The sequence below is a fragment of the Peptoniphilus obesi ph1 genome, assembly GCF_000311865.1.
GTDB classification, from domain to species: Bacteria; Bacillota; Clostridia; order Tissierellales; family Peptoniphilaceae; genus Peptoniphilus_E; species Peptoniphilus_E obesi.
The window spans coordinates 307,865-330,339 of the sequence record NZ_HE978580.1; the positions used below are offsets into that span (position 1 = coordinate 307,865).

Sequence of the window (22,475 nt, forward strand, 5' to 3'; positions counted from 1 at the left end):
CTCTCTTGTACAGGATTTTTTATATCTAAACATAAATTAAAATAGTTTGCAAAATAAAAAACCATTATCCAACTCAATATATTATTTTAAAAACCTTTATTGATAAAATAATATATAAAGATAAAAAAATAACAGTCCAACTCAAAATGTTGGACTGTGTGGATATAAATGGTGCGGGAAAGAGGACTTGAACCCCCACTCCAAAGGAACTAGATCCTAAGTCTAGCGCGTCTGCCAATTCCGCCACTCCCGCAAACAGTTAACAAGATAATTATACTTGTTATATTTTTATTTGTCAAGAATTTTTTTATTTATTTTTTTCATAACTTGACAACAAAATCATTATACATTAGTTTTACATTTTTTACAATAGTTTTTTTTATTTTATAAAAAGCTTTTAAATGATATAATTGATTTGGTGATTGTATGAAAGAAAAATTTCTCAAATTTATGTATGGACGCTACGGATCCCAATACGGTTTAGATAGTTTAACAAAGTTCATACTTATATTATCGATTTTATTTAATATTTTAATTATTACAAATTTCATACCAAATAAGTTTTCAACTATTAATTATGTTTTAATAATTCTTCTTTATCATAGACTATTTTCAAAAAATATTCCTAAAAGATATGCTGAAAATCAAAAGTTTGAAGCTTTAACTAAAGACTTTACAAGACCTTTTAGAAGATTTTATAAAAATATAAGTGATAGAGAATATAAATATTTTAAATGCCCTAATTGCAATCAAGAGTTAAGAGCTCCAAGAAGAAAAGGCAAAATTATGATTAATTGCAATAAATGCAAACACAAATTTCAAGTAAGAACTTAAGTTTTATGGAGGAATTATGGATTTATCAAAAAAAATTAGAAACATTGAAGATTATCCCGCTGAAGGAATTATTTTCAGGGATATAACAACTCTTCTAAGAGAAGACGATTATTTTAAGGAAGCCATAGATCAAATGGCAGATTTAAGAAAAGATAGTAAAATTGATATTGTTGTTGGAATAGAAGCCAGAGGTTTTATAGTTGGTGCTCCTGTTGCCTATAAATTAAATTGTGGTTTTGTTCCAATTAGAAAAAAAGGAAAACTTCCTTCAGATAAGATATCTGCTAGCTATGATCTTGAATATGGTCAAGATGTAATAGAAATTCACAAGGATGCAATCAAAAAAGGTCAAAATGTTTTAATTGTGGATGACCTTCTTGCAACTGGCGGCACATCAAGTGTTGCTATTGATCTTATTGAAAAGCTTGGTGGAAATGTTGTTGGACTTGATTTTTTAATTGAACTTGTAGATCTTAAGGGTAGGGAGAAAATTAAGGATTATGATGTTAAATCAATAATTAAATATTAATAAAGATCTTTGAAGCTGAGCTGGAAAATATCAAAATCAACAAGGTTTGATGCAGATATACCCATAAGTCTTAGCTTTTTTTTATTATAATTTTTTTCAAATATTTCTATGCTATGTTTGTAGATATCTTGGTAACTTTTTATCGGGTTTAAAAATGATTTGGAAAAAGTTCTAATTTTAAATTCTGAATCTTTCATCTTTAAGGTCAAAGTTTTAAAGGCTCTGTTCTCTTTTTCTAAGTCTGCAGCAAGTTCCTTACTATAATTATCCAAATAACTTTTTAAAAGCTCTTCATCATTTGTATCGAGAAAAGTTCTCTCAACTCCCATGCTTTTTCTGATTCTTTTTGTTTCAACAGGTCTATTATCTATTCCTCTTATCCTTAAATAGATTTCAGAACCCATCTTCCCAAACATATCAACTAAAAATTCCTCATCTAATTTTATTAAATCTTCAACCTTATTTATTCCAATATTTCTAAGTTTAGCTTGAGATTTTTCTCCGATTCCCTTTATCTTTTTTATATCTAAATTATATAAAATGTCTGGCATATCAGCTTCTGAAATTATCATAAATCCGTCTGGTTTTCTCCAATCACTTGCAAGTTTTGCAAGAAATTTATTGTAGGACAAACCAATACTAACTGTTAATCCAAACTTTTCATGAATTTTCTTTTTAAGCATATAGGCAAATCCAACAGGATCTTTTTTATCGCTAATATCCAAATAACATTCATCAATAGATACTTTTTCTATATTTTTGCAATAAGATTTAATTAAAGAAAAAATTTCTCTTGATTTTTTTCTGTATTTTTTCATATCAGACTTTACTATTATTAAGTCTGGGCACAAGCTTTTTGCCATAAAAATTGGCATGGCTGAATGAAGATTGTATCTTCTTGCCTTGTAGTTTACAGTTGCTATTATTGACCTATCACTCACTCCACCAACAGCGACAGGTTTCCCTCTTAAGTTTTCATTTTCCACTTCTTCTACCGATGCATAGAAGGCGTCAATATCTATATGAATTATATTTCTCTTCATAAGTATCACCCTATTATAAGCTTATCATTGTTTTTATTATTTGATATAATTAATCCGAGGTGGACGATGATTAAAAAAATTGCATTCTTTGATTTTGATAAAACTTTAACTGACCAAGATACAATAATTTTACTATGGAAGTTTGCCATGGACAAGAATATGATAAGTAAAACTTATTATTACAAAATGATTTTATCTGGCGGAATAAATTACCTGAAAAAATTTAATTTTGATGATTTTAAATCAAGTGTATGTCAAATTTTTCATCATTTTTCAGAAGAAGACCTAGAAGAATTTGTGGATTATGTATACAAAAACCATATGCTAAAAGATGGCCTTGAATTCTTATCAAATTTAGAAGTTGATTATAAAATGCTTGTTTCTGCATCTCCAATAAATTATCTTAAATATTTTAATAAGTATTTAGATTTTGATAAGATTATAGGAACCAAGTTAGATATCTATTGCAATATTTTGGATGGAAATAATAAACATAATTTAAAAGTTAAGAGGATAAAAGAACATCTAGAGGAAGAAAATATAGAAATCGACTATGAAAACTCACTCGCTTTTTCTGATTCTTACAATCATGATAGACCCATGCTTGAACTTGTAAAAAATAGATTTTTAATAAATTCTAGAAAGAAAGTTTCTGGATATACAAATTTATATTGGCAATAAAAAAAAAGAGAGTTTTCACTCTCTATTTTTAATCATGCTAAATTTTTAATGTCCTCAAATTCTACTTCATCATCTAATATTGTGATTTTTACATTGTGGGTCAGTACGTCTGAATATGTGTAAGTAGATGTAGTTAATTCATCGCCATTTTCAACATCAACAGAAAAAATACTAGGATAAACAGATTTTAAAATACCTTTTCTAGTAACAAATTTTTTTCTACCTTTATTGGCTTTGACAATTACTCTCTTTCCTAAATTCTTTTCCAACTTATTCTTTATCTGCAACATTTGATCCATGGACATCTCTCCTATACTAGTATAAAACTAATTAATATTATAGTATAGAATTCTAAAATTGTCAACCGATAATTTTACTATCTAGCTTTGAGATTGTCAATAGAATTTTTAAATTTTTTATTTTTTTATATATATTTTTGTTTTAGTGCTTGTTCAATTTTCCTATTAGCATCTTTTTTAGCAAGGGTATCTCTTTTGTCGTATAATTTTTTACCTCTTGCTGTTGCAAGTTGGACTTTAACCCTCCCCCTTGAAAGATATAAGTTTAAAGGAATTAAAGTATAACCTTTTAAAGTCACAACCCTTTCAAGTCTTCTTATTTCTTCTCTGTGTAAGAGAAGTTTTCTTTTTCTAAGAGGATCCATGTTGTGTATATTTCCCTGTTCGTATGGAGAAACATGCATATTATTTATAAACACTTCTCCACCATCTATATCAACATAGGCATCAGATATATTGGATTTTCCTTTTCTTATTGATTTAACTTCTGTACCCTTTAATTCAATTCCTGCTTCTATCGTGTCTTCTATAAAATAATCATGTCTTGCTTTTCTATTTGTTGCAAGATTATTTGATTTTTGAGCCACTTAATCACCTATTCTATTATTTCAAAATCTATATTGCCCTTAATACTATCTGCTGCAACTACCCTAATCTTAACTTTATCCCCAATATGGAAAGTCTTATTGCTATCTTGTGCCTGAGCCTCATATAAATCTTCATTAAAAGTATAAAAATCATTTAACGAAGAATATGAAACAAATCCTTCAATTGTATTTGCCAATTGCACAAAAATACCAAAACTTGTGATACTAGAGATAACTCCCTTGTATTCTTCTCCAATTTTTGATTCCATATATTCTGCAAACTTTACAGATTCAACTTGTCTTTCTGCTTCCATTGCTTGGATTTCAGTTTTTGATGTCCTATCTGCTATCACTGGCATCATAGCTTCATAGTATTTTATTTTCTTTTGTCCCAAACTATTGCTTAAATAGTCTTTTATTACCCTATGGATGCTTATGTCTGAATATCTTCTTATTGGGGCTGTAAAGTGTGAATAATATTTTGATGCTAGTCCAAAGTGGATATAATTATTTTCAGAATATTTTGCTTTTTTCATGCTTCTTAAAACTAGACCTGAAACAAAAATTTCTTCATCTTTTCCCTTAACTTCTTCTATTAATTTTTGAACATCTCTTGAGCTAAGGTTTTGAGTTGAAAGTTTGAGTCCTAAGTGTCTAATAACAGCATTTAAAGCTTCTATTTTTTCTTCTGATGGTTCTTCATGAATCCTGTATAAAAACGGAAGGTGCATCCAGTAGAATTGTTCTGAAACGACTTCATTTGATATAATCATAAATTCTTCAATTATTTTATTTGCAATTCTTCTTTCTGCAACTTCTACATTTATAGGTCTGCCATTTTCATCTACTGTAATTTTGCTTTCTGGAAAATCAAAATCTATTGATCCTCTGTCATGCCTTTTCTTTCTCAATATTTCTGCAAGCTCGTCCATAAGTTTTAAATCTTCTTCTAAGCCTTTTACGCTTTCATCAACTCTTCCATCTTCGATGAAATCAGAAACATTTTTATACACTAACCTTTTATTAGAATTTATAACAGTTTCAACAATTTTGTGGTCTTTTACACTACCATTTTTATTTATTTCCATAAGGACTGAAAGACATAGTCTATCCTCACCTTCGTTAAGAGAGCAAATTCCATTTGATAATTCAACTGGAAGCATCGGTATAACCTTATCTATTAAATAAACTGAATTACCTCTTTTAAAGGCTTCCTTATCAATCTCATCACCATTTTTTACATAGTGAGCTACATCTGCTATATGGACTCCAAGTAAATAATTTCCATTTTCTAATTTTTCTATTGAAACAGCATCATCAAAGTCTTTTGAATCTTCTCCATCAATTGTAAATGTAGTCTTATCTCTTAAGTCTAATCTGTTTACTATTTCTTCTTCAGAAACCTTATCTGGCAATTTTTTTGCTAGGTCTAAAGCTTCTTGGCTAAATTCCATTTCCAAATTCATGGCAGCCGCTATACTTAAAATATCAACTCCCTTTTCTTTTGGATAGCCAAATACACTTATTATCTCACCTTCAGGATTTTTATCTTTTTCTGGCCACTTTTTAATTTTAACCAAAACTTTTTGTCCATCTTTTGCATCCAAGGAATCCGAATTTTTTATAAATACATCAAAAGCAATTTTGCTTTCATCTGGTAAAACAAATCCAAATTTTTTGCTTTTTTGATAGGTTCCAACAATTGTTTCATTTGCTCTTTTTAAGATTTCTACAATTTTTCCTTCTATGCTATCGCCCTTGGATTCTTTGTTTATCTTTACTAGGACTTCATCTCCATTTAAGGCTCCATTTATATTTTTCTTTGCTATAAATACATCTTCGCCATCTTGAAGTAAAAATCCAAAACCTTTTTCATTGCCTTGTAAGATTCCACGTCTATATTTTTCATTATCTACAAGCACATATTTATCTTTTACAAGGTAAAGTTTTTCCTCATCTACCAATTTGTCTAGAATTTTATAAAAATCATGTTTTTCTTTATTCTTTATCTCAAATAGTTTTGCTATCGCCTCTTTTTTCATCGGTGCTCTGTTTTTAAGTGCATCTAGGATTTTTTCCTTTATCATTGTATTTTCGCCCCATAATTTGTCATATTTAATAAATCAACATCATATGTAGTCAAGTTTTCTTTTCTTCTAGCATATTTAGACTTAGCTAAATCTATTAGTCTTGATATTAATTCTGTAAAATCTATTCCCTTTTCTTCCCATAGATAAAATGCTATTGATCCTGGAAGAGTATTTATTTCATTTACATATACTGTATCTTCATCCAATAAAAAGTCTATTCTTGCATCGCCAACAGCATCGATTGCATTAAAAGCTTTTTTTGCAAGCTCTTCAATTTCTTTTTGCACTTCATCTTTTAAATCAGCAGGTAAGGCTCTACTTTGTCCTTTCATTCCAGCTTTTCCTGAAGATTTAGATCCTTGTATATATTTATCTTCGTATTTTAAAAGGCCTGTCCAGCCAAGTGGTTCTTCGCAAGGAGAAACTATAAGATCATCTTCTTCTCCCATTACTGCTATATTTATTTCTCTTGGATTTTCTACTGCCTTTTCAATAATTATTTTCGCATCGTATTTAATTGCAAGTTCAATCGCTTCAATTAATTCTTCCCTGTTTTCTACTCTGGATATGCCAACTGAAGAACCTAAATTTGCAGGTTTTACAAATAAATTGTAGCCAATTTTTTCTGCTTCTTTTATTATGCTATCTTTTTTAGCTGGCCAATTACTTCTATAAAAACCAAAGTAGTCTGTCATCCTTATTCCATTTGCTGAAAATACTTTTTTCATAGTCAGTTTATCCATTCCAGCAGCTGCACTCATAACTCCACAACCAACATATGGAATTGAAATCATTTCAAGAAGTCCTTGAAAAACTCCATCTTCCCCGTTTGTTCCGTGTAGGGCTGGAAATACTATGTCGATATTTTTATAAACTTCAACTTGTTCAACTTTTGGTCCTAAAAATGAAGCTTTTTTTGAACTTATGGTATATAAATTGTGGTCATTTGCAAATCCTTTAAAAAATACTTCTACTGCTTCATCAAAATTTTTATGTTTAAAGTTGGCAATATTTTTTAAAGCATCTCCTGATAAAAATCTTCCCTCTTTTGTAATATATAAAGGAATTGGATTATATTTGCTTTTATCCATATTTTCCATAATTTGCATGCCTGTTATTATAGAAACTTCGTGTTCAACGCTCCTACCACCAAAAACTACTGCTACATTTTCCATAATTTCCCCCTACTCTTCACTGTAATTATCAGGAAGATCATTTTCAAATAATAATATATCATTAGGCCTGTTTATTTTTGCAAGTTCATCTGTTGCTGCCTTTAAATTTACAAATTGGTAAACTTTATCCATGTCATATCCTGCATCTTTTAAGCCTTCATAAATAGGTTTTGTCCTATTGATTCCAACTAAAAATACATAGTCACAAACTTTTGCTATTTCTTTACCAATCTTATAATTTTCTTCTTTTTCCAAAGCTCCTAGTTCAACCATGCCTGGAGTTATAATAAATTTTCTTTGTTCTTTAAATTCAGCTAGAACATCTAAAGCTGCCCTAAAACCAACTGGGTTTGAATTGTAAGCATCATCTATTACTAATATTCCTGTCTTTGGATCTATTAATTGAAGTCTGTGTTCAACTGCTTCAACTTTCTCTACTCCTCTTGAAATTTCTTCAAGGCTCATTCCCAAACTATAAGCTGCTGAAGCTGATGCTAAAAGATTTGAAATGTTGTGCTTGCCAAGTAAAATTGTTTTACAAGCTATCTCTCCAAGTCCTTTTATTCCTAAAGTAAAGCTTGAGCCGCTTGTAGTAACATTGATATCTTTAGCATATACATCTAATTTTTCTATGTTTTCTATTCCGTAATTAATTTTCTTAAGTCTTACTGTCTTATCGGATAATTTTTTTACATATTGATTGTCATAATTAAATATAGCAACTCCATCATCCGGAAGTGCTTCTATTAACTCATATTTAGTCTTCATAATATTTTCTATTGTCTTATAAATTTGCATATGAGTTGGACCAATTGCTGTAATTATTCCAATATTTGGTTGGACTAATCTTGCAACTTCTTCAATTTCTCCTGGTTTATAGGCTCCAAGTTCTGCTATAAAAACTTCTGCATCTTCTCTTAATTCATTATTTATAACCTTGGAAAGACCCATTGGTGTATTATAAGAAGAAGGTGTGTTTTTTACCCTCAAGGCTTCTGCTAAAACTGTATTTGAAATAAATTTAACAGATGTCTTTCCAAAAGATCCTGTAATTCCTAAAACCTTAAGTCCATGGTTTTCTTTATAATCTTTAATTTTTGCCTGTGCTTGAGTATAAAATCCATGGTTAATTTCAAGTTCTTTCTTTAAGGCTAATTTATTTGAAAGTAAAAGAATCCTATATTGAAAGAAGTATATACAAATAGAAAAAACTATAAAAACGCTTAAAGTGCTTAGTTTGCTGTAGGTTAAAATATAAACTAAATAGCTAAAACCTAGACCAAGAACTATAAAAATAATATTTACAAGATCATGCTTTTTCTTAAGCCTTTTTACCCTATCTGTCCAAACAAGCGGAGTTTTTTGCTCCTGATTTTCTTTATAGACAAGTCTATTTACTTTATCTGAATTAAGCTTTATCCAATCAGCATATTCTGAATTTTTATATTCAGAAAGTTGCAGCATATTTAAAGGATATTCAGTATGTTTTGAAGAAAGATAAAAGCAAATTCCTGCAATTAAAACAATAAAAACATAAAAAAACATAACTAACTCCTAACTTAAAAAAGAATTTACAACTTTTGAAAAAGTGTAAAAATCATCTAAATAACTATAATGGCCTGCGCCTTTTAATATAACTAAACCACTGCCCTTAATTTCTTTTTCAAACACTTCTGCCATATAAACAGGAGTGTCTTGGTCGTTTTCTCCCCAGATAAGAAGAGTTTCTGCCTTTATTTTTGGAAAATAATCAAGAGTTGACTCATTAACAACTTTTACAAAAGTTTTTCTCATAATTCCTTGTGAATCCTTGTAGTCATCTGAACCAAAACGTGAGTAAAAGTCTTTTATCCTGTCTTCTTTATTCTTGAAAATATTTAATTTAGTGTAAATAAATTTTAAAAATTTAAAAGAATATACCTTAAAATAATAATCTATTCCTCTTTTTGGAAGAACTCCAGAAGCATCAACAAGTATTAATTTATCAACAAATTCGGGATGTTCTGCAGCAAATATAGTTAGAGTTTTTCCTCCGAAAGAATGTCCTATAAAAGTGCCCTTATCTATATTTTTTTTCTTCAAAAATTCTAATAGATAATCACTATAATCTTTTGTTGATAAAACTTTCTTCGGATCATCACTTTGTCCAAATCCAGGGGCATCATATGCATAAACTTTATAATTTTCTTTTAAAAAGTTTACCATTGGCATAACTGTTTCAATGTAAGCTCCCCAGCCATGCAAAATTACGAGTGGGCTTCCCTCTCCCTCTTCTATATAAGATATATCACTATCAAAAATATTAATTTTCTTCCTTTGCATTATAATTTAAGCCTTTCTATAAATATTAATCCTCACCTTTTTCTAAATCTTTTTCTTTCTTAAAATCTGAATAAGACTTATCTCTGATGAGTTGGTCTTCGTTTATAGTTATAGAAGACTCTTTTTCTTGAGCTTTACTATTTTCAAAATCAGGTCCTGCTTTTTGTGTGTATTGATTATTGTCCGGATAGTTAACTGAATTGTTAAAATCGTCTAATTTTATTTTTAAAGATTCTAGCCTAGCTATACTTATATCAATTTGTTTGATATATTCTTCAAAATCTATTTGATCATTATTATTATCTTTATTTGCATCATAAACTTCTTTTCCAAGAGCTTGATAAATTTTTTCTAGACTTCTTTTTTCAGATGCAATTTCAAACTTTATCTTCGCTTGACTTTGAATTTGTTTAGAATTATCTTCTAATTTTTTGCTAACAAGATCAAGATTTTCTCTTAAATCTTTTAAATTATCTAAAAAATCATTAAATAGGCTCATAATATCACCTCTGATACGGAGTTATTATATCAAAAAATCAGCTATTTTTAAATGATTAATGATTATCTAGCTAGGGTATGAATTTTTTGAAGAGGTGATTTTGTGGAAAAAAAATTATTTGTAGGAACAGTTTGTCCTTTTTGCAAAAAAGTAGAAAATTTTATAGATTAAAATGATATTAAAGATGTTGAAATAGTAAATATTGATACTGACAAGGAAGCTAGAAATTATTTAGTCGAAAAGGGTGGAAAAAGGCAAGTGCCTTGTTTGTTCATTGATGAAAATCCCCTATATGAATCAGACGATATAATAAAATATTTAAAAGAAAATAAATAAGGAGTTTTAAATGAAAAATTTAAGTTTATATTTTTTCCCTGAATGTCCTTTTTGTCAAAAGGTATTAAAATTTATTGATGAAAATGATATTAAGAATATTGAATTTTTAGATATCAAAAAAGATGAAAAAAATAAAGAAGCTTTGATTGAAAAAGGCGGCAAAAATCAAGTCCCTGCCCTACTTCATGATGGCGAAATTCTTTATGAGTCAGATGATATAATTGATTATCTTAAAAAGAATAAATAAAAAGAAAAAACTATGCGAGACTGCATAGTTTTTCTTATTTTATACACACATTCTATTTTATTACAGAAATTAAAAGCTTTCCTTGTCCTTTGATTACAATGCTTTCTCCCTTATCAAGTTCTATAAGGCTCATATTTTCAAATGTATTTTGATCATACTTTAAATTAGAATCATAATTAAAGATCAACATTTTTTCATGGTCATTTTTAAATTCTTTTTCCCCATCAATACTTTCCTTGTATAAATCTGCTTCTAATCCATTTTTTACAATTAAATTGAAATCTCTTACCTTGCTGTGAGAACTCATTTGATCACTACCATCAAATTTATAAACTTCAAAAGGTTCAAGGTCAATTTTTTTGCCCATATGATTTAATTTTAAAACTTTATCAAGTGGAGTTATAAATCTTGTAAATCCACCATATTCAGAAAATTCACTACTATCTAGATTACAAGTTGCAGAAGAAATTCTGTAGTCAAATTTCCTATTTTTAAAATCATCCCCTTCTGGACAAATAACAATCTCGTCAGTTTCTCCTCCAGCCCATGTTGATGTTTTAAAATCATTCTTATTTTTTACTTTCATAATATCTCCTCTTTTTATTTTTATTAAAATCTCTAATTTAATTATATAGTTATTTATTTCTTTATTCTACTTTTACAAGAATTAAAGTCAAATTTATTAACTTTTATATATAATTTTTTAAAATAATAGATAAAAAGTTAAATTATTCACTTTATTTGATATATAATTTTGATATCGTTTGCTTTTGGTTTATAATAGGGTTAGTTATAAAAATATTGTGGAGGTAATCATGGATTTTCATAAAAGTTTAAAAAAACTAGGATACATAGAATCACGTTATATAGAAAATATTGATATTGACAAGTTGCATATAAGGGGCAGCAGTCTTCATGCAGAATATATGGACTTTTCACACGCAAATATTGATGCTCACGAACCAATTCCCGGAGCAATAAAAGAATTTAACTTTGGCTACAATCAAGGTAGACAATTTGCTTATACTCCAAACAAGGGAGATTTATACGTTAGGGAAAGATTGGCAGAAAAAATTTCTGCTTTTACAAATTCAAAAATAGATCCTAAGAAAAATATAACAATCACACCAGGAACTCACGCAGCTTTATTTTTAAGTATTGGATCTGTGATCTCTCCTGGAGATAAGGTAGCAATTATTGAACCTGATTATCTAGATAATAGAAGAATCTTAGAATTTTTAGGTGCAGAAACTCTTGCTGTAGGATTTAATTACCTAAGCAGTGAAGGAAATGATGCAGGAATTGACTTAAGACAATTAGAAAAAGCCTTCCAAGATGGTGCAAAACTTTTCGTATTCTCAAACCCTAACAACCCAACAGGTGCAGTATACTCACAAAGTGAAATTCGTAAAATTGCACAACTTGCAGCAGAATATGATGCAACTTTAATAGTTGACCAACTATATTGTAGACAAGTTTATGATGATAGAGAATTTATAAATATTTGCTCTAGAAAAGAAATAAATCCTGAAAAAATAATAACAATAATGAGTCCATCAAAAACAGAATCTTTAAACGGATTTTCTCAAGCAGTAGCATTTGGATCTGCAGAAATAATTGATAAGATGGAATCTCTACAAGATGTTGTTGCTTTAAGAGCAGCTGGATACAGTCAAGCTGTTTTAAATACTTGGTTTAACGAACCAGATTCTTGGTTAGAATATAGAGTTAATAGCCACCAAGAAATTAGAGATGCCCTATTAGTTCAATTCAACAGAATGGACGGAGTTAGACTTAGACCAACAGAAGCAGGATCAAATATGTTTGTTAAGCTACCAAACCTAGACATTGAAATGGATGAATTTGTAAAAGTTTTAAGAGTTCTAGCAAATATGGTAGTAATTCCAGGAACAGATTTTGGACCTCAATTCGATAAAAGTATCTTAATTAACTTCTCTCAAGACAAAAACAAGGCAATTGAAGGAGTTAAGAGAATAGAAGAAATTTTATCAAGATACAGAAGATAAAAATTAAAATTTATTAAAAGACCTAGATGTCTAGGTCTTTTTTTAGTTCTTCTGATTTTAAAATTGATACTTAAATAAATTTCTATTTTTATAAACTTTCCAATAAGATAAATCTAAATATAATTGCACAAAGAAGTCTAAGATCTGACTTAGACTTTAATTTTTTATTTTACTAATTCCATATTTACAAATCCTAAATCCCTATTAAAGATTTCATATTTTTCGTATTGATTAGCCTTGATTGAAAGTTCTACTTCCCTGTCTTCTAAAATATCTCTTGCCTTAATCTTATATTCATCTTGTAATATATCTGTATACATTACGTTCTCAAAAGTTTTTAGCCAGTCTTCAAAGCCGTACTTTTCATCATCAGTAATTAAATATCTTTCATCAATCATTGTAACTTTTAAAAATCCACCTTCTGTAACAAGATCGTCTAAAGTTAAAACAATACTCTTTTTATTTTCAGCTTCAAAATCCGGATAAATTTCATTAATTATTTTTTCAACCTCTTCAGAATTTTCACCTGTTAGCATTTCATACACAGTTTGGCTGTATATGCAGTCATCATTGATTTCTCCAGTATACCTAGTTCCGTTCCAATTTACCCTAAATAATTTTTCCCAGTTTCTACCTAAATCTCCTCGATAAAAGTGAGTATTATCTTCATTTTCATGAATTGTAATTACTGTATTTAAATCTAGATCCTTATCTTTTTCTTCTTCTAATAAATTTTTAAACTCTTCTAAGTCTCCTTTTAATATTAAATCATGCATATTTTTTATATTTTTTATCCTAGCTAAGCTTTTAATCATTTTAAAATCTCCTCTTTTATTTTACTTATTATATTTTTTAATTTTTTCATTTAATTTTTTATATTAACAATTTAATTTTGATTTTCTCCGCTTACCTTCTGATTATATCAAATAGTACTAAATATTTATATTCAAGTATATTTGTTTTAATACTTTATATAGAAATATCCTATAAATTTTATTTAAACTACTTTTTCATCTTTAATTATTTTTGCTATCTTTATAGTTTAAATTTTAAAGTAAAATCAAATTTTTAAATTATTATATAAAATCAAGCAAATTTCAAAATAAAAAAACACGTAAATCACTAAGACTTACGTGTTCTTATTGGTGCGCCTTCAGGGACTCGAACCCTGGGCCCATTGATTAAGAGTCAATTGCTCTACCACCTGAGCTAAAGGCGCAAACTACAATAAATATATTTTACAACTCATTTTTCATTTGGTCAATAGATTTTACAAATTTCTTAAATTTTATATTTTAATCTTCTTTAGCATAGTATTGACTTAAATTTAAAATTTTATTACAATTTTTGAAATGGAGGTTATTAATTATGAGTTTAATTGTTTCAAAATTTGGTGGTACTTCCCTAGCAAGTTCAAAAGCTATACTTCAAGTTGCAAATATTATAAAAGAAGACAAGTCTAGAAGATATATTGTTGCATCTGCTCCGGGAAAAAAGAAAAATGAAGATACTAAGGTAACTGATTTATTATATTTAACTTACGATCTAGCTAGTCATGATATAACTTTTACTGACACTCTAGACAAGGTTATAAAAAAATATAAAGAAATTATTGATGGATGCAATATTGATCTTGATATAGATGATTTTTTTGCTAAACTTTCTGATGAATTGAAGGGAAAAGTTTCAAGAGAGTATATAGCTAGTAGGGGTGAATATCTTAATGCCTTAATTCTTTCAAAAGTTCTTGGTTATGATTTTATTGATGCTAGAGATTTAATATTTTTTGATAATGATGGGAATTTTATCGAAAGTAAGTCCTACCAAGCTATAGAAGATATGAAAAATAAACATGAATATGCAGTTATCCCTGGCTTTTATGGAGAAAATTTAGATAAAAAGATTAAAACTTTTTCCAGAGGTGGATCTGATTTAACTGGTTCTATTATTTCAAAAGGAGTTATGGCTGACTTATACGAAAACTGGACCGATGTTTCTGGTTTTTTATCAGCTGATCCGAGAATAGTTAAAAATCCAAAACAAATTGAAAAAATTACTTACAGTGAATTGAGAGAGCTTTCATATGCTGGTGCTTCTGTTTTACACGAAGAAGCTATACTTCCCTTGATTAATGATGGAATAACCATCCAAGTTAAAAATACTTTCAAACCTCAAGACAAGGGTACCTTAATTGTTAGCGATTCAGCTAAAAAAGAAAACTCATCAGATATCACAGGAATTAGTGGAAAAAAACATTTTTCAGTTATTAATATTGAAAAAATTCAAATGAAAAAAGATAAATCTTTTTATAGAAAATTAATGAGTGTTTTGGAAGTTAATAGAATTGAGCTTGAACATATGCCAACTTCAATCGATTCTATCTCATTGATTGTAAAAGAAAACCAACTTGCTTCTAATTATGAAACAATTATTAACGAAATAAAAACCTTCTGTAGTCCAAATGATATTTCTGTGGAATCAAATATCGCCCTTATCACCGTTGTTGGTGCTGGAATGAAAAACCATGTTGGTTTATCTGCAAAACTATTTTCAGCCCTTGCTGAGGCGAATATAAATATAAGAATGATAATTCAAGGGTCAAGTGAATTAAATATTATTATTGGTATTAACCAAGATTATTACGAAAAGGCGATTGATGTAATTTATAAAGCCTTTATTAATTGATTAAAAACCCTTTATCTTTGGGTATATATTTTTTAGGAGGAGATTTATGAATATTAAGAAATTGACAGGCGTTATAACTATGGGACTTTTATTAACTGCATGTAACAAGGCAGACAATGCAGCTACAGTTAACAATAGTCCAGAAAAAACAGAAAATAATACAAAAGTAGAAAGCAATGTAACTAATAATACTTCAGCAACTACAAATGACAAAGCAGTTACTTCTAATACTGGCATTGATTACACTTCAGATTCTCTATATGCAAATCCTAATGTGAAATTAACAGCTAAAGAAGCTGCTGATGTTCTTCTTGCTAAGTATCCAAATGCAAAGATAAAAGATATAAGTTTTGATAGTGATACTTTTGAATATGAAGTTACTGGGATAGACGGAACTACTGAATATGAATTAGAAATCAATCCTGAAACTGGTGATATCATAAGAGAGTCACAAGAAAGTGAAAATGAAAAATTCTTTTTAAGTGATGAACAAATTTTAAAGGTTGAAAAACTTTTAGAAGTTGCTGTAAATCATTCTGGTAATGATTTTAAGGTAAATGAATATGGTATATCTTTTGATGATGGTATTTGCGAATTAGAAATTGAACTTAAAAATGCTGATGGTGCTGAAGTAGAATATAAATATGATGTTGATACAGAAACAGCTATCTAAATAAAATTTAAATATAGGATATAGATCAAAGGAGACTAAATAGTCTTCTTTTTTCTTGACTATAATTATCTTCAAGTATATAATCTTAGTATCTTATCAAGAGAGGTGGAGGGACTGGCCCTATGAAACCCGGCAACCTGTTTTACAAGGTGCTAATTCCTGAGTTTTAACTAGAGATAAGAGGCTTATGCTCTCTTATTGAGAGTATTTTTTTATGTAAAGATTAATTGGAGGAACTATGATAGAAGTAAAAAATTTAGTAAAAGAATTTTCTACTGATAATGGAACTCTAAGAGCTATAGACGATGTATCTTTTAAGGTTAATAAGGCTGAAGTTTTTGGAATTATTGGCTTGTCCGGTGCTGGAAAATCCACCTTGGTACGTTGTATAAATAAGCTTGAAGAACCAACATCTGGAGAAATAATTATTGACGATGTTCCAATCCTAGAATTAAATAATGAAGAGTTATTAAAACACAGAAAAGATATAGGGATGATTTTTCAATCTTTTAATCTTTTTATGCAAAAAACTGTTTATGACAATATAGCCTACCCGCTTAAAATTGTTGATACTCCTAAAGATAAAATTAAAGCTAGGGTTGAAGAACTTTTAAAATTTATAGATCTTGAAGATAAAAAAGACAACTACCCTGCTCAACTATCTGGAGGTCAACAGCAAAGAGTCGCTATTGCAAGAGCAATTGCTACAAATCCTAAAATTTTATTATCCGACGAGGGCACATCTGCTCTTGACCCAGCTAATACAAAATCAATTTTGGAATTACTTAAAAAAATTGTAGAAAAATATCATATGACTATAATTATGATCACACACCAAATGGAAGTTGCTCAAGATATCTGTGATAGGATTGCAGTTATGGAAAATGGAAAAATTATAGAAGAAAACACAACTGATGAACTTTTTAAAAATCCAAAACACTCTATGACTAGGTCTTTTATAAAAAATCTTGGTAGCAATAACTCTGAGACTGAAGTCCTTGCAAAAGATTTTGATAATCCTATTTATAGGTTGGCCTACTTAGATTCAAATTATAAGGAGGCTGTTTTATCTCAATGTATTAAAAAATTTGATGTAGATATAAACCTTATAGCTGGAAATATAAACAGAATCAAAGACAAGGCTGTTGGTTATTTAATCGTTGAATTTATCGGAAACGATACTGATAATGCAATTGAATATTTAAGAAGCTTAAATGTATCAGTAGAGGAGGTAAAAAATGAATGAAATTGCTAGCATAATTTTACCTGCTATTCCTCAAACTTTAATTTTAGTTTTTGTTTCATCTTTTATTTCAGTTCTGTTAGGAATGCCTCTTGGTATATTATTGACCTTGACAAGACCTGGTGGTTTAAAAGAAAATCCAAAGCTTTACTCTGTGATTGATTCAATTGTTAACTTTTTAAGATCCGTTCCATTTATTATCTTGATGTTAATATTGATTCCTGTTATGAGATTTATTGTAGGAAAATCATATGGTACTGCTGCAACTGTTATTCCTCTTAGTGTAGCTGCTATTCCTTTTTTTGGAAGATTAATGGAAACTTATCTTTCTCAAGTTGATAATGGAATTTTAGAAGCTGCAAAATCTATGGGATCAAATAACAAACAAATAATTTTCAATGTGTTAATACCTGAAGCTATGCCTCAAATTATTAATGGCATAACTTTGGTTATAATAAATATTATCGCCTATTCTGCAATGGCTGGTGCTATCGGTGGCGGAGGACTAGGAGAAGTCGCTGTAAGATATGGCTACACCTATAAAAGGACAGACGTTTTGTGGATTGCGGTAATTATAATTGTAGCACTAGTACAAGTAATACAATTATTAGGCAATTTTCTTGAAAAGAAAGTTGATAAAAAATAAGGAGGAGAAAAATGAAGAAAAGTTTATTAGCAATTCTTTTACTTTGCTTTGCCCTAGTTGGATGTAATAAATCAACTAACAATCAAGCAGCTGGCGAAGCAACAGCAGAAGGAGAAGACAACAAAATAGTTATTGGGGTTAGCCCAGTACCACATGGAGAAATTATTAACGGACTTAGCGAACAATTTAAAGAAGCTGGTTTAGATGTTGAAGTTGTAACATTTGATGATTATATTCAACCAAATGAACAATTAGCAGCTGGAGACCTAGATGCGAACTACTTCCAACACGGTCCTTACTTAGATGAATTTTGTAAACAAAATAATCTAGACCTTGTATCAATTGGAAATGTTCATATCGAACCAATAGCTTTATATTCAGACAAAATTAAAGATGTTAGTGAATTAAAAGATGGCGATGAAATTATCATCCCTAACGATCCATCAAATGGTGGTAGAGCTTTAATTTTACTTGATAAAATCGGTATAATTAAATTAAAAGACAACACTAATCTTCTTTCAACTGAAAATGATATAGCTGAAAATCCTAAAAATATCAAAATCGTACCAATGGAAGCACAAAATATTCCAAATACCTACACTGATGCAGCTGCAGCAGTTATAAATTCAAACTATGCTATTGGAGCAGATTTAAATCCAAACTCTGATGCCTTAGTTGTTGAAGATATTGATTCACCATATGCAAACCTAGTTGCTGTAAGAAATGGTGAAGAAAATCAAGAAAAATTTAAAAAATTAATGGAAGTTCTTCAATCTGAAGATTCTAAAAAATTCATTGAAGAAAAATATGATGGAGCTATTATTCCAGCATTTTAAGTAATTTAAAAAGGAGTTCAATTGAACTCCTTTTTTTGTACTCATTTTTATATATTATCTATTTGAATTTCTCCAAATACCAGCTGCTTCTGCTTGTTTAATTAAATCATCTCTAAATTCTGGAGCAGCTATATTTATAATACCTTCTGCTCTTTCCCAAGTTGATTTACCCTTGCAATTAAAGATACCATATTCAGTTACTATATAGTGAGTGTTAGGTCTTGCAGCAGTGATTGCTGATCCTTGTGGGAAATCCATTACTATTCTAGATTCATCTTTTCCTGTTTTCTTGTTGTGGAATTTAGATGATAGACAGATAAATGATTTTCCGCCTCTTGATAGGTAAGCACCTAGAACAAAGTCAAGTTGTCCACCCGCTCCTGATATATGTTTTCTTCCACTTGATTCAGATGATACTTGTCCAAGTAGGTCAACATTTACAGCATTATTAATTGATACAAAATTATCTATTGAAGAAATTATTCTTGCATCGTTTGTATATGATACTGGAGCTGACATACATTGTGGGTTGTTATCTATAAAGTCATATAGTTTTTTAGTTCCAGCAGCAAAAGCATAAACTTGTCTAAATCTATCAATTTCTTTTTTTGCTCCTGTTATTTTTCCTTCATTGTATAAATCAACAAAAGCATCAATAAACATTTCTGTATGAACGCCAAGGTCTTTTAAATCAGATTCTGCTATTAGAGAACCTACTGCGTTTGGCATTCCACCTATACCTAATTGTAGACAAGCTCCGTTTGGAATTTCATTTACAATTATTTCAGCAACTTTTCTATCAACATCTCCAAATGATCCTGCTGGTAGTTCAGGAATTTCTTCATTGTCACCTTCAACAATATAATCAACTTGGTCAATGTGAATTACGTTTTCAAATCCGCCAAGTGCTACTGGCATTTTTTCATTAACTTCAATTACAACCTTATCCGCAACTTCTATTGCTGCCATTAAGTGAGAAGCATTTAGACCAAAGTTAAAATAACCGTGTTGGTCCATAGGTGTAGCTGCTATATAAGCAACATCTACCTTACAGTTTTCTCTGTAATATCTTGGTAGTTCAGAATATCTAATTGGTTCATAGAATCCTGCATCTGTTCCATTAATTCTTTTTCTATCAGCTCCACCTGAGTGCCATGAATACCATATAAAAGCGTCTCCATTTGGATCTGCCTTGAAAATTTCAGGTTCAGCTAATAAAACCCCACCTCTAACTACAACGTCTTTAAGTTCTTTTGCTCTTTTGGCAAGTGCCTTATCAATTGCTACAGGAGTTTGTCCTGCCCAAGCAAAATCAACAAAGTCTCCACTTTTTACAAGTGAAGCTGCCTTATCAGCACTTACTAATTTTTCTTGATATTTTTGTTTATAGTCCATATTATCTCCTTATAAATATCTTTTTGTTTATTATAACATAAATATTACTAACAAGTTAATTAGCTAGTCAAGCTTTACCCTATTTAATCTTAAAGCATTACTTACAACAAATATTGATGAAAAACTCATGGCAAAAGCTGCTATCATAGGGTTTAATTTTAAATCAAAGCTTGAATAAAATAAACCAGCTGCAATTGGAATTCCAATTACATTATAGAAAAATGCCCAAAATAAATTCTCTTTAATATTTTTTATTGTTTTTTCTGATAATTTAAAAGCATCTACTAGATCAGACATATTAGATTTCATTAAAACAGCATCGGCTGATTCTATTGCTATATCTGTTCCTGCTCCTATTGCTATTCCAACATCTGCCCTGGCAAGTGATGGAGCATCATTTATTCCATCTCCTACAAAAGCTACTTTTTTTCCTTCTTTAATTTTTTCACTTACAATTTCTTCCTTGCCCTCTGGTAAAACTTCTGCATAAACTTTATCTATATTTAATTTTTTAGCCAGACTTTCAGCTGTGTTCTTATTATCACCTGTTACCATAATAACTTCTTTTCCCATAGAATGAAGTTCTTCTATGCTTAATTTTGCATCTTCTTTTACAGTATCAGCTAATGCAATTATACCAAGAACTCCATTTTCGTCTGCAAAATAAATTGGAGTTTTTGCATCTTTAGATAATAATTTTGCCTTTTCTTCAAAGTTTTTCATTTCTATATCTTCATTATCTAAAAGTTTTTTATTTCCTGTAAGATAAGATTTTCCATCTATTTTTCCTATCAGTCCAAGTCCTGAAAGACTTGTAAAAAATTCTGGTTCTTTTATTTCAATTTCATTTTCCCTTGCATATTTAACTATTGATTTTGCCAAAGGATGTTCTGATTTTATTTCCAAACTTGCAGCAATTTCTAAAAGTTCTTTTTCACTAATTACTTCGTCTGTAATTATATCAGTTACTGAAAATTCTCCACTTGTTATGGTTCCAGTTTTATCCAATAAAACACTTTCTACTTGGTGAAGATTTTCTAATGATTCTGCTGATTTAAATAATATTCCATGCTTTGCAGCAAGACCTGTTCCAACCATTATCGAAACTGGAGTTGCAAGTCCTAGTGCACATGGACAAGAAATTACAAGGACTGAAATAGCCATTGCTAAAGATAATTCTAAGTCCCCTCTTATAAACATCCAAGCTATAAAAGTGATTATAGAAATTGTTATTACTATTGGAACAAAGACAGAAGATATTTTATCTGCAAGTTTTGCAATTGGTGCCTTGCTCGAGTTTGCATCTTCAACAAGTTCTATAATTTTTGAAATTGTTGAATTTTTTAAGTCTGATTCTGCCCTGTATTTTATAAATCCAGTCTTATTAGTTGTTGCAGATATAAGTTTATCGCCAACTTTCTTTTCCACTGGAATACTTTCTCCAGTCAAGGCAGACTCATCTACATCGCTCGATCCATCTATAATTTCTCCATCAACAGGAATATTTTCTCCAGGTCTTATTAAGATAATGTCGCCAATTTTTACATTGTCAATCGATATTTCTTTTTCTTCCCCATCAACTTCTATGTTTACAGTTTGTGGTGTTAAATCCATAAGAGCTGATATAGCTCCGTTTGTTCTTCTCTTAGCCTTAGCTTCAAAATATTTTCCAAGAGTTATTAAAACCAAAATCATGCCTGCTGATTCAAAGTATAAATCGTGGGCAAAATGTTCTAACACGCTTGGATCATTATGTGATAAGCCATAGGCTAATTTATAAATAACATAGACTCCATAGACAAAGGCTGCAGATGATCCAATTGCAATTAAGGAATCCATATTTGGCATAAATTTAAAAAGTGATCTGAATCCATTTACAAAAAATTCCCTATTAATTATCATTATTGGAATTGTTAGAAACATTTGAGTCAGCGCCAGTATTAACAAATTTTCTTTTCCTGCTAAAAACCCTATTTCTGGTAAGCCAAGCATGGGACCCATGGCTATATAAAATAAAATTATCATAAATACAGCCGAATATTTTAATCTCTTTTTCTTATTTTCTAATTCTTCGTCATATATTTCTTCAAGGCTTGGTTTTTTTGAATTACTTTTCTCATCAGCAAGGCTGGCAGAATATCCTGCATCTTTTACTGCTGCAATGATTTCTTTTTCACTAAGCTTATCCTTGTCATAATCAACCTTCATGCTGTTTGTTAAAAGATTTACATTTACATCATTTACATCTAGTTTTTTAACTGCTTTTTCAACTGCATTTTGACAAGCAGAACAAGTCATGCCTTTGATATTATAATTTTCTTTGATGAT

At 29.5% G+C, this 22,475-nt stretch carries 22 protein-coding genes, 2 tRNA genes, 1 pseudogene and 1 riboswitch; of the genes and pseudogenes, 11 read left to right on the forward strand and 14 right to left on the reverse strand.

Going from position 1 to position 22,475, the window contains the following annotated elements:
- Window positions 1-169 precede the first annotated feature (169 nt).
- Window positions 170-253 (reverse strand) — tRNA-Leu (locus tag HGPB_RS01415).
- Between the two features lie 173 nt (window positions 254-426).
- On the opposite strand from HGPB_RS01415, the gene HGPB_RS01420 reads away from it, so the two are divergent.
- Together HGPB_RS01420 and HGPB_RS01425 are read left to right on the forward strand one after the other, a co-directional pair.
- Entirely contained in the window at window positions 427-834 is a 408-nt protein-coding gene (locus tag HGPB_RS01420; protein WP_019131891.1) for a hypothetical protein, read from the forward strand.
- A 16-nt stretch (window positions 835-850) separates the two neighbouring features.
- Complete coding sequence (locus HGPB_RS01425) at window positions 851-1,363, forward strand: adenine phosphoribosyltransferase (protein ID WP_019131892.1); 513 nt, start codon at window positions 851-853, stop codon at window positions 1,361-1,363.
- On the opposite strand, the gene HGPB_RS01430 is transcribed toward HGPB_RS01425, so the two are convergent.
- On the reverse strand, window positions 1,360-2,406 hold the full coding sequence (locus HGPB_RS01430) for a DNA polymerase IV (RefSeq protein ID WP_019131893.1): 1,047 nt from the start codon (window positions 2,404-2,406) through the stop codon (window positions 1,360-1,362). The genes HGPB_RS01425 and HGPB_RS01430 overlap by 4 nt on opposite strands.
- Before the next feature lie 66 nt (window positions 2,407-2,472).
- Between HGPB_RS01430 and HGPB_RS01435 the strand changes: the two genes are divergently transcribed.
- Window positions 2,473-3,087: an HAD family hydrolase gene (locus HGPB_RS01435; RefSeq protein WP_019131894.1), complete on the forward strand. Its 615-nt coding sequence runs from the start codon at window positions 2,473-2,475 to the stop codon at window positions 3,085-3,087.
- Window positions 3,088-3,119: 32 nt separating this feature from the next.
- Here HGPB_RS01435 and HGPB_RS01440 read toward each other — a convergent pair whose 3' ends face one another.
- The 7 genes from HGPB_RS01440 to HGPB_RS01470 all read right to left on the reverse strand — a co-directional run bounded on the left by HGPB_RS01440 (window position 3,120) and on the right by HGPB_RS01470 (window position 10,059).
- Entirely contained in the window at window positions 3,120-3,386 is a 267-nt protein-coding gene (locus HGPB_RS01440) for a Veg family protein (RefSeq protein WP_019131895.1), read from the reverse strand.
- Window positions 3,387-3,511: 125 nt separating this feature from the next.
- Window positions 3,512-3,973, reverse strand: coding sequence for an SsrA-binding protein SmpB (gene smpB, locus HGPB_RS01445; protein ID WP_019131896.1), 462 nt, complete (start codon window positions 3,971-3,973; stop codon window positions 3,512-3,514).
- An 8-nt stretch (window positions 3,974-3,981) separates the two neighbouring features.
- Window positions 3,982-6,060, reverse strand: a complete 2,079-nt coding sequence (rnr, locus tag HGPB_RS01450) for a ribonuclease R (protein ID WP_019131897.1) — start codon at window positions 6,058-6,060, stop codon at window positions 3,982-3,984.
- Entirely contained in the window at window positions 6,057-7,238 is a 1,182-nt protein-coding gene (locus HGPB_RS01455; protein ID WP_019131898.1) for a D-alanine--D-alanine ligase family protein, read from the reverse strand. The genes rnr and HGPB_RS01455 overlap by 4 nt, the downstream gene beginning before the upstream one ends.
- A gap of 9 nt (window positions 7,239-7,247) precedes the next feature.
- Window positions 7,248-8,783, reverse strand: coding sequence for a UDP-N-acetylmuramoyl-tripeptide--D-alanyl-D-alanine ligase (locus tag HGPB_RS01460; protein ID WP_019131899.1), 1,536 nt, complete (start codon window positions 8,781-8,783; stop codon window positions 7,248-7,250).
- A gap of 9 nt (window positions 8,784-8,792) precedes the next feature.
- Entirely contained in the window at window positions 8,793-9,560 is a 768-nt protein-coding gene (locus HGPB_RS08750; protein ID WP_019131900.1) for an alpha/beta fold hydrolase, read from the reverse strand.
- Between the two features lie 25 nt (window positions 9,561-9,585).
- Window positions 9,586-10,059 carry a hypothetical protein gene (locus tag HGPB_RS01470; protein WP_019131901.1) on the reverse strand — a complete coding sequence of 158 codons (474 nt, stop codon included), beginning with the start codon at window positions 10,057-10,059 and terminating at the stop codon, window positions 9,586-9,588.
- Between the two features lie 102 nt (window positions 10,060-10,161).
- Between HGPB_RS01470 and HGPB_RS08545 the strand changes: the two are divergent.
- Window positions 10,162-10,395 (forward strand): annotated as a pseudogene (locus HGPB_RS08545) (glutaredoxin family protein).
- A gap of 10 nt (window positions 10,396-10,405) precedes the next feature.
- Entirely contained in the window at window positions 10,406-10,642 is a 237-nt protein-coding gene (locus HGPB_RS01475) for a glutathione S-transferase N-terminal domain-containing protein (RefSeq protein WP_019131902.1), read from the forward strand.
- A gap of 52 nt (window positions 10,643-10,694) precedes the next feature.
- Here HGPB_RS01475 and HGPB_RS01480 read toward each other — a convergent pair whose 3' ends face one another.
- Window positions 10,695-11,228: a HutD family protein gene (locus HGPB_RS01480; protein WP_019131903.1), complete on the reverse strand. Its 534-nt coding sequence runs from the start codon at window positions 11,226-11,228 to the stop codon at window positions 10,695-10,697.
- A gap of 229 nt (window positions 11,229-11,457) precedes the next feature.
- Between HGPB_RS01480 and HGPB_RS01485 the strand changes: the two genes are divergently transcribed.
- Complete coding sequence (locus HGPB_RS01485) at window positions 11,458-12,669, forward strand: pyridoxal phosphate-dependent aminotransferase (protein WP_019131904.1); 1,212 nt, start codon at window positions 11,458-11,460, stop codon at window positions 12,667-12,669.
- Between the two features lie 164 nt (window positions 12,670-12,833).
- Here the strand turns inward: HGPB_RS01485 and HGPB_RS01490 are convergent, their stop codons facing one another.
- Entirely contained in the window at window positions 12,834-13,484 is a 651-nt protein-coding gene (locus HGPB_RS01490) for a hypothetical protein (protein ID WP_019131905.1), read from the reverse strand.
- 328 nt (window positions 13,485-13,812) lie between these two features.
- A tRNA-Lys gene (locus HGPB_RS01495) sits at window positions 13,813-13,888 on the reverse strand.
- 149 nt (window positions 13,889-14,037) lie between these two features.
- Between HGPB_RS01495 and HGPB_RS01500 the strand changes: the two genes are divergently transcribed.
- The 5 genes from HGPB_RS01500 (at window position 14,038) to HGPB_RS01520 (ending at window position 18,752) form a co-directional block, all read left to right on the forward strand.
- Entirely contained in the window at window positions 14,038-15,354 is a 1,317-nt protein-coding gene (locus HGPB_RS01500) for an aspartate kinase (RefSeq protein ID WP_019131906.1), read from the forward strand.
- A gap of 46 nt (window positions 15,355-15,400) precedes the next feature.
- The gene (locus tag HGPB_RS01505; RefSeq protein WP_019131907.1) at window positions 15,401-16,027 is read left to right on the forward strand and encodes a PepSY domain-containing protein; all 627 of its coding nucleotides are present in this window, start codon (window positions 15,401-15,403) and stop codon (window positions 16,025-16,027) included.
- 90 nt (window positions 16,028-16,117) lie between these two features.
- A riboswitch (SAM riboswitch) is annotated at window positions 16,118-16,210 on the forward strand.
- Between the two features lie 55 nt (window positions 16,211-16,265).
- Complete coding sequence (locus tag HGPB_RS01510) at window positions 16,266-17,273, forward strand: methionine ABC transporter ATP-binding protein (RefSeq protein ID WP_019131908.1); 1,008 nt, start codon at window positions 16,266-16,268, stop codon at window positions 17,271-17,273.
- Window positions 17,266-17,916, forward strand: a complete 651-nt coding sequence (locus HGPB_RS01515) for a methionine ABC transporter permease (protein WP_019131909.1) — start codon at window positions 17,266-17,268, stop codon at window positions 17,914-17,916. Before HGPB_RS01510 ends, HGPB_RS01515 begins: the two co-directional genes overlap by 8 nt.
- A gap of 11 nt (window positions 17,917-17,927) precedes the next feature.
- Entirely contained in the window at window positions 17,928-18,752 is an 825-nt protein-coding gene (locus HGPB_RS01520; RefSeq protein ID WP_019131910.1) for a MetQ/NlpA family ABC transporter substrate-binding protein, read from the forward strand.
- Between the two features lie 54 nt (window positions 18,753-18,806).
- Here the strand turns inward: HGPB_RS01520 and HGPB_RS01525 are convergent, their stop codons facing one another.
- Window positions 18,807-20,147 (reverse strand): butyryl-CoA:acetate CoA-transferase, encoded by a 1,341-nt coding sequence (locus tag HGPB_RS01525; RefSeq protein WP_019131911.1) that lies wholly within the window; start codon window positions 20,145-20,147, stop codon window positions 18,807-18,809.
- A 63-nt stretch (window positions 20,148-20,210) separates the two neighbouring features.
- A complete protein-coding gene (locus HGPB_RS01530) occupies window positions 20,211-22,475 on the reverse strand; it encodes a heavy metal translocating P-type ATPase (RefSeq protein WP_342626102.1) in 2,265 nt (754 codons plus the stop codon).

What these genes read in the sequence shown, in the direction of transcription:
- HGPB_RS01525 (WP_019131911.1), bottom strand. Translation starts at nt 20,147, where the DNA reads ATGGACTATAAACAAAAATATCAAGAAAAATTAGTAAGTGCTGATAAG.
- HGPB_RS01430 (WP_019131893.1), bottom strand. Translation starts at nt 2,406, where the DNA reads ATGAAGAGAAATATAATTCATATAGATATTGACGCCTTCTATGCATCG.
- rnr (WP_019131897.1), bottom strand. Translation starts at nt 6,060, where the DNA reads ATGATAAAGGAAAAAATCCTAGATGCACTTAAAAACAGAGCACCGATG.
- HGPB_RS01500 (WP_019131906.1), top strand. Translation starts at nt 14,038, where the DNA reads ATGAGTTTAATTGTTTCAAAATTTGGTGGTACTTCCCTAGCAAGTTCA.
- HGPB_RS01435 (WP_019131894.1), top strand. Translation starts at nt 2,473, where the DNA reads ATGATTAAAAAAATTGCATTCTTTGATTTTGATAAAACTTTAACTGAC.
- HGPB_RS01420 (WP_019131891.1), top strand. Translation starts at nt 427, where the DNA reads ATGAAAGAAAAATTTCTCAAATTTATGTATGGACGCTACGGATCCCAA.
- HGPB_RS01455 (WP_019131898.1), bottom strand. Translation starts at nt 7,238, where the DNA reads ATGGAAAATGTAGCAGTAGTTTTTGGTGGTAGGAGCGTTGAACACGAA.
- HGPB_RS01490 (WP_019131905.1), bottom strand. Translation starts at nt 13,484, where the DNA reads ATGATTAAAAGCTTAGCTAGGATAAAAAATATAAAAAATATGCATGAT.
- HGPB_RS01520 (WP_019131910.1), top strand. Translation starts at nt 17,928, where the DNA reads ATGAAGAAAAGTTTATTAGCAATTCTTTTACTTTGCTTTGCCCTAGTT.
- HGPB_RS08750 (WP_019131900.1), bottom strand. Translation starts at nt 9,560, where the DNA reads ATGCAAAGGAAGAAAATTAATATTTTTGATAGTGATATATCTTATATA.
- HGPB_RS01515 (WP_019131909.1), top strand. Translation starts at nt 17,266, where the DNA reads ATGAATGAAATTGCTAGCATAATTTTACCTGCTATTCCTCAAACTTTA.
- HGPB_RS01460 (WP_019131899.1), bottom strand. Translation starts at nt 8,783, where the DNA reads ATGTTTTTTTATGTTTTTATTGTTTTAATTGCAGGAATTTGCTTTTAT.
- HGPB_RS01475 (WP_019131902.1), top strand. Translation starts at nt 10,406, where the DNA reads ATGAAAAATTTAAGTTTATATTTTTTCCCTGAATGTCCTTTTTGTCAA.
- HGPB_RS01470 (WP_019131901.1), bottom strand. Translation starts at nt 10,059, where the DNA reads ATGAGCCTATTTAATGATTTTTTAGATAATTTAAAAGATTTAAGAGAA.
- HGPB_RS01440 (WP_019131895.1), bottom strand. Translation starts at nt 3,386, where the DNA reads ATGGATCAAATGTTGCAGATAAAGAATAAGTTGGAAAAGAATTTAGGA.
- HGPB_RS01425 (WP_019131892.1), top strand. Translation starts at nt 851, where the DNA reads ATGGATTTATCAAAAAAAATTAGAAACATTGAAGATTATCCCGCTGAA.
- HGPB_RS01510 (WP_019131908.1), top strand. Translation starts at nt 16,266, where the DNA reads ATGATAGAAGTAAAAAATTTAGTAAAAGAATTTTCTACTGATAATGGA.
- HGPB_RS01505 (WP_019131907.1), top strand. Translation starts at nt 15,401, where the DNA reads ATGAATATTAAGAAATTGACAGGCGTTATAACTATGGGACTTTTATTA.
- HGPB_RS01480 (WP_019131903.1), bottom strand. Translation starts at nt 11,228, where the DNA reads ATGAAAGTAAAAAATAAGAATGATTTTAAAACATCAACATGGGCTGGA.
- HGPB_RS01485 (WP_019131904.1), top strand. Translation starts at nt 11,458, where the DNA reads ATGGATTTTCATAAAAGTTTAAAAAAACTAGGATACATAGAATCACGT.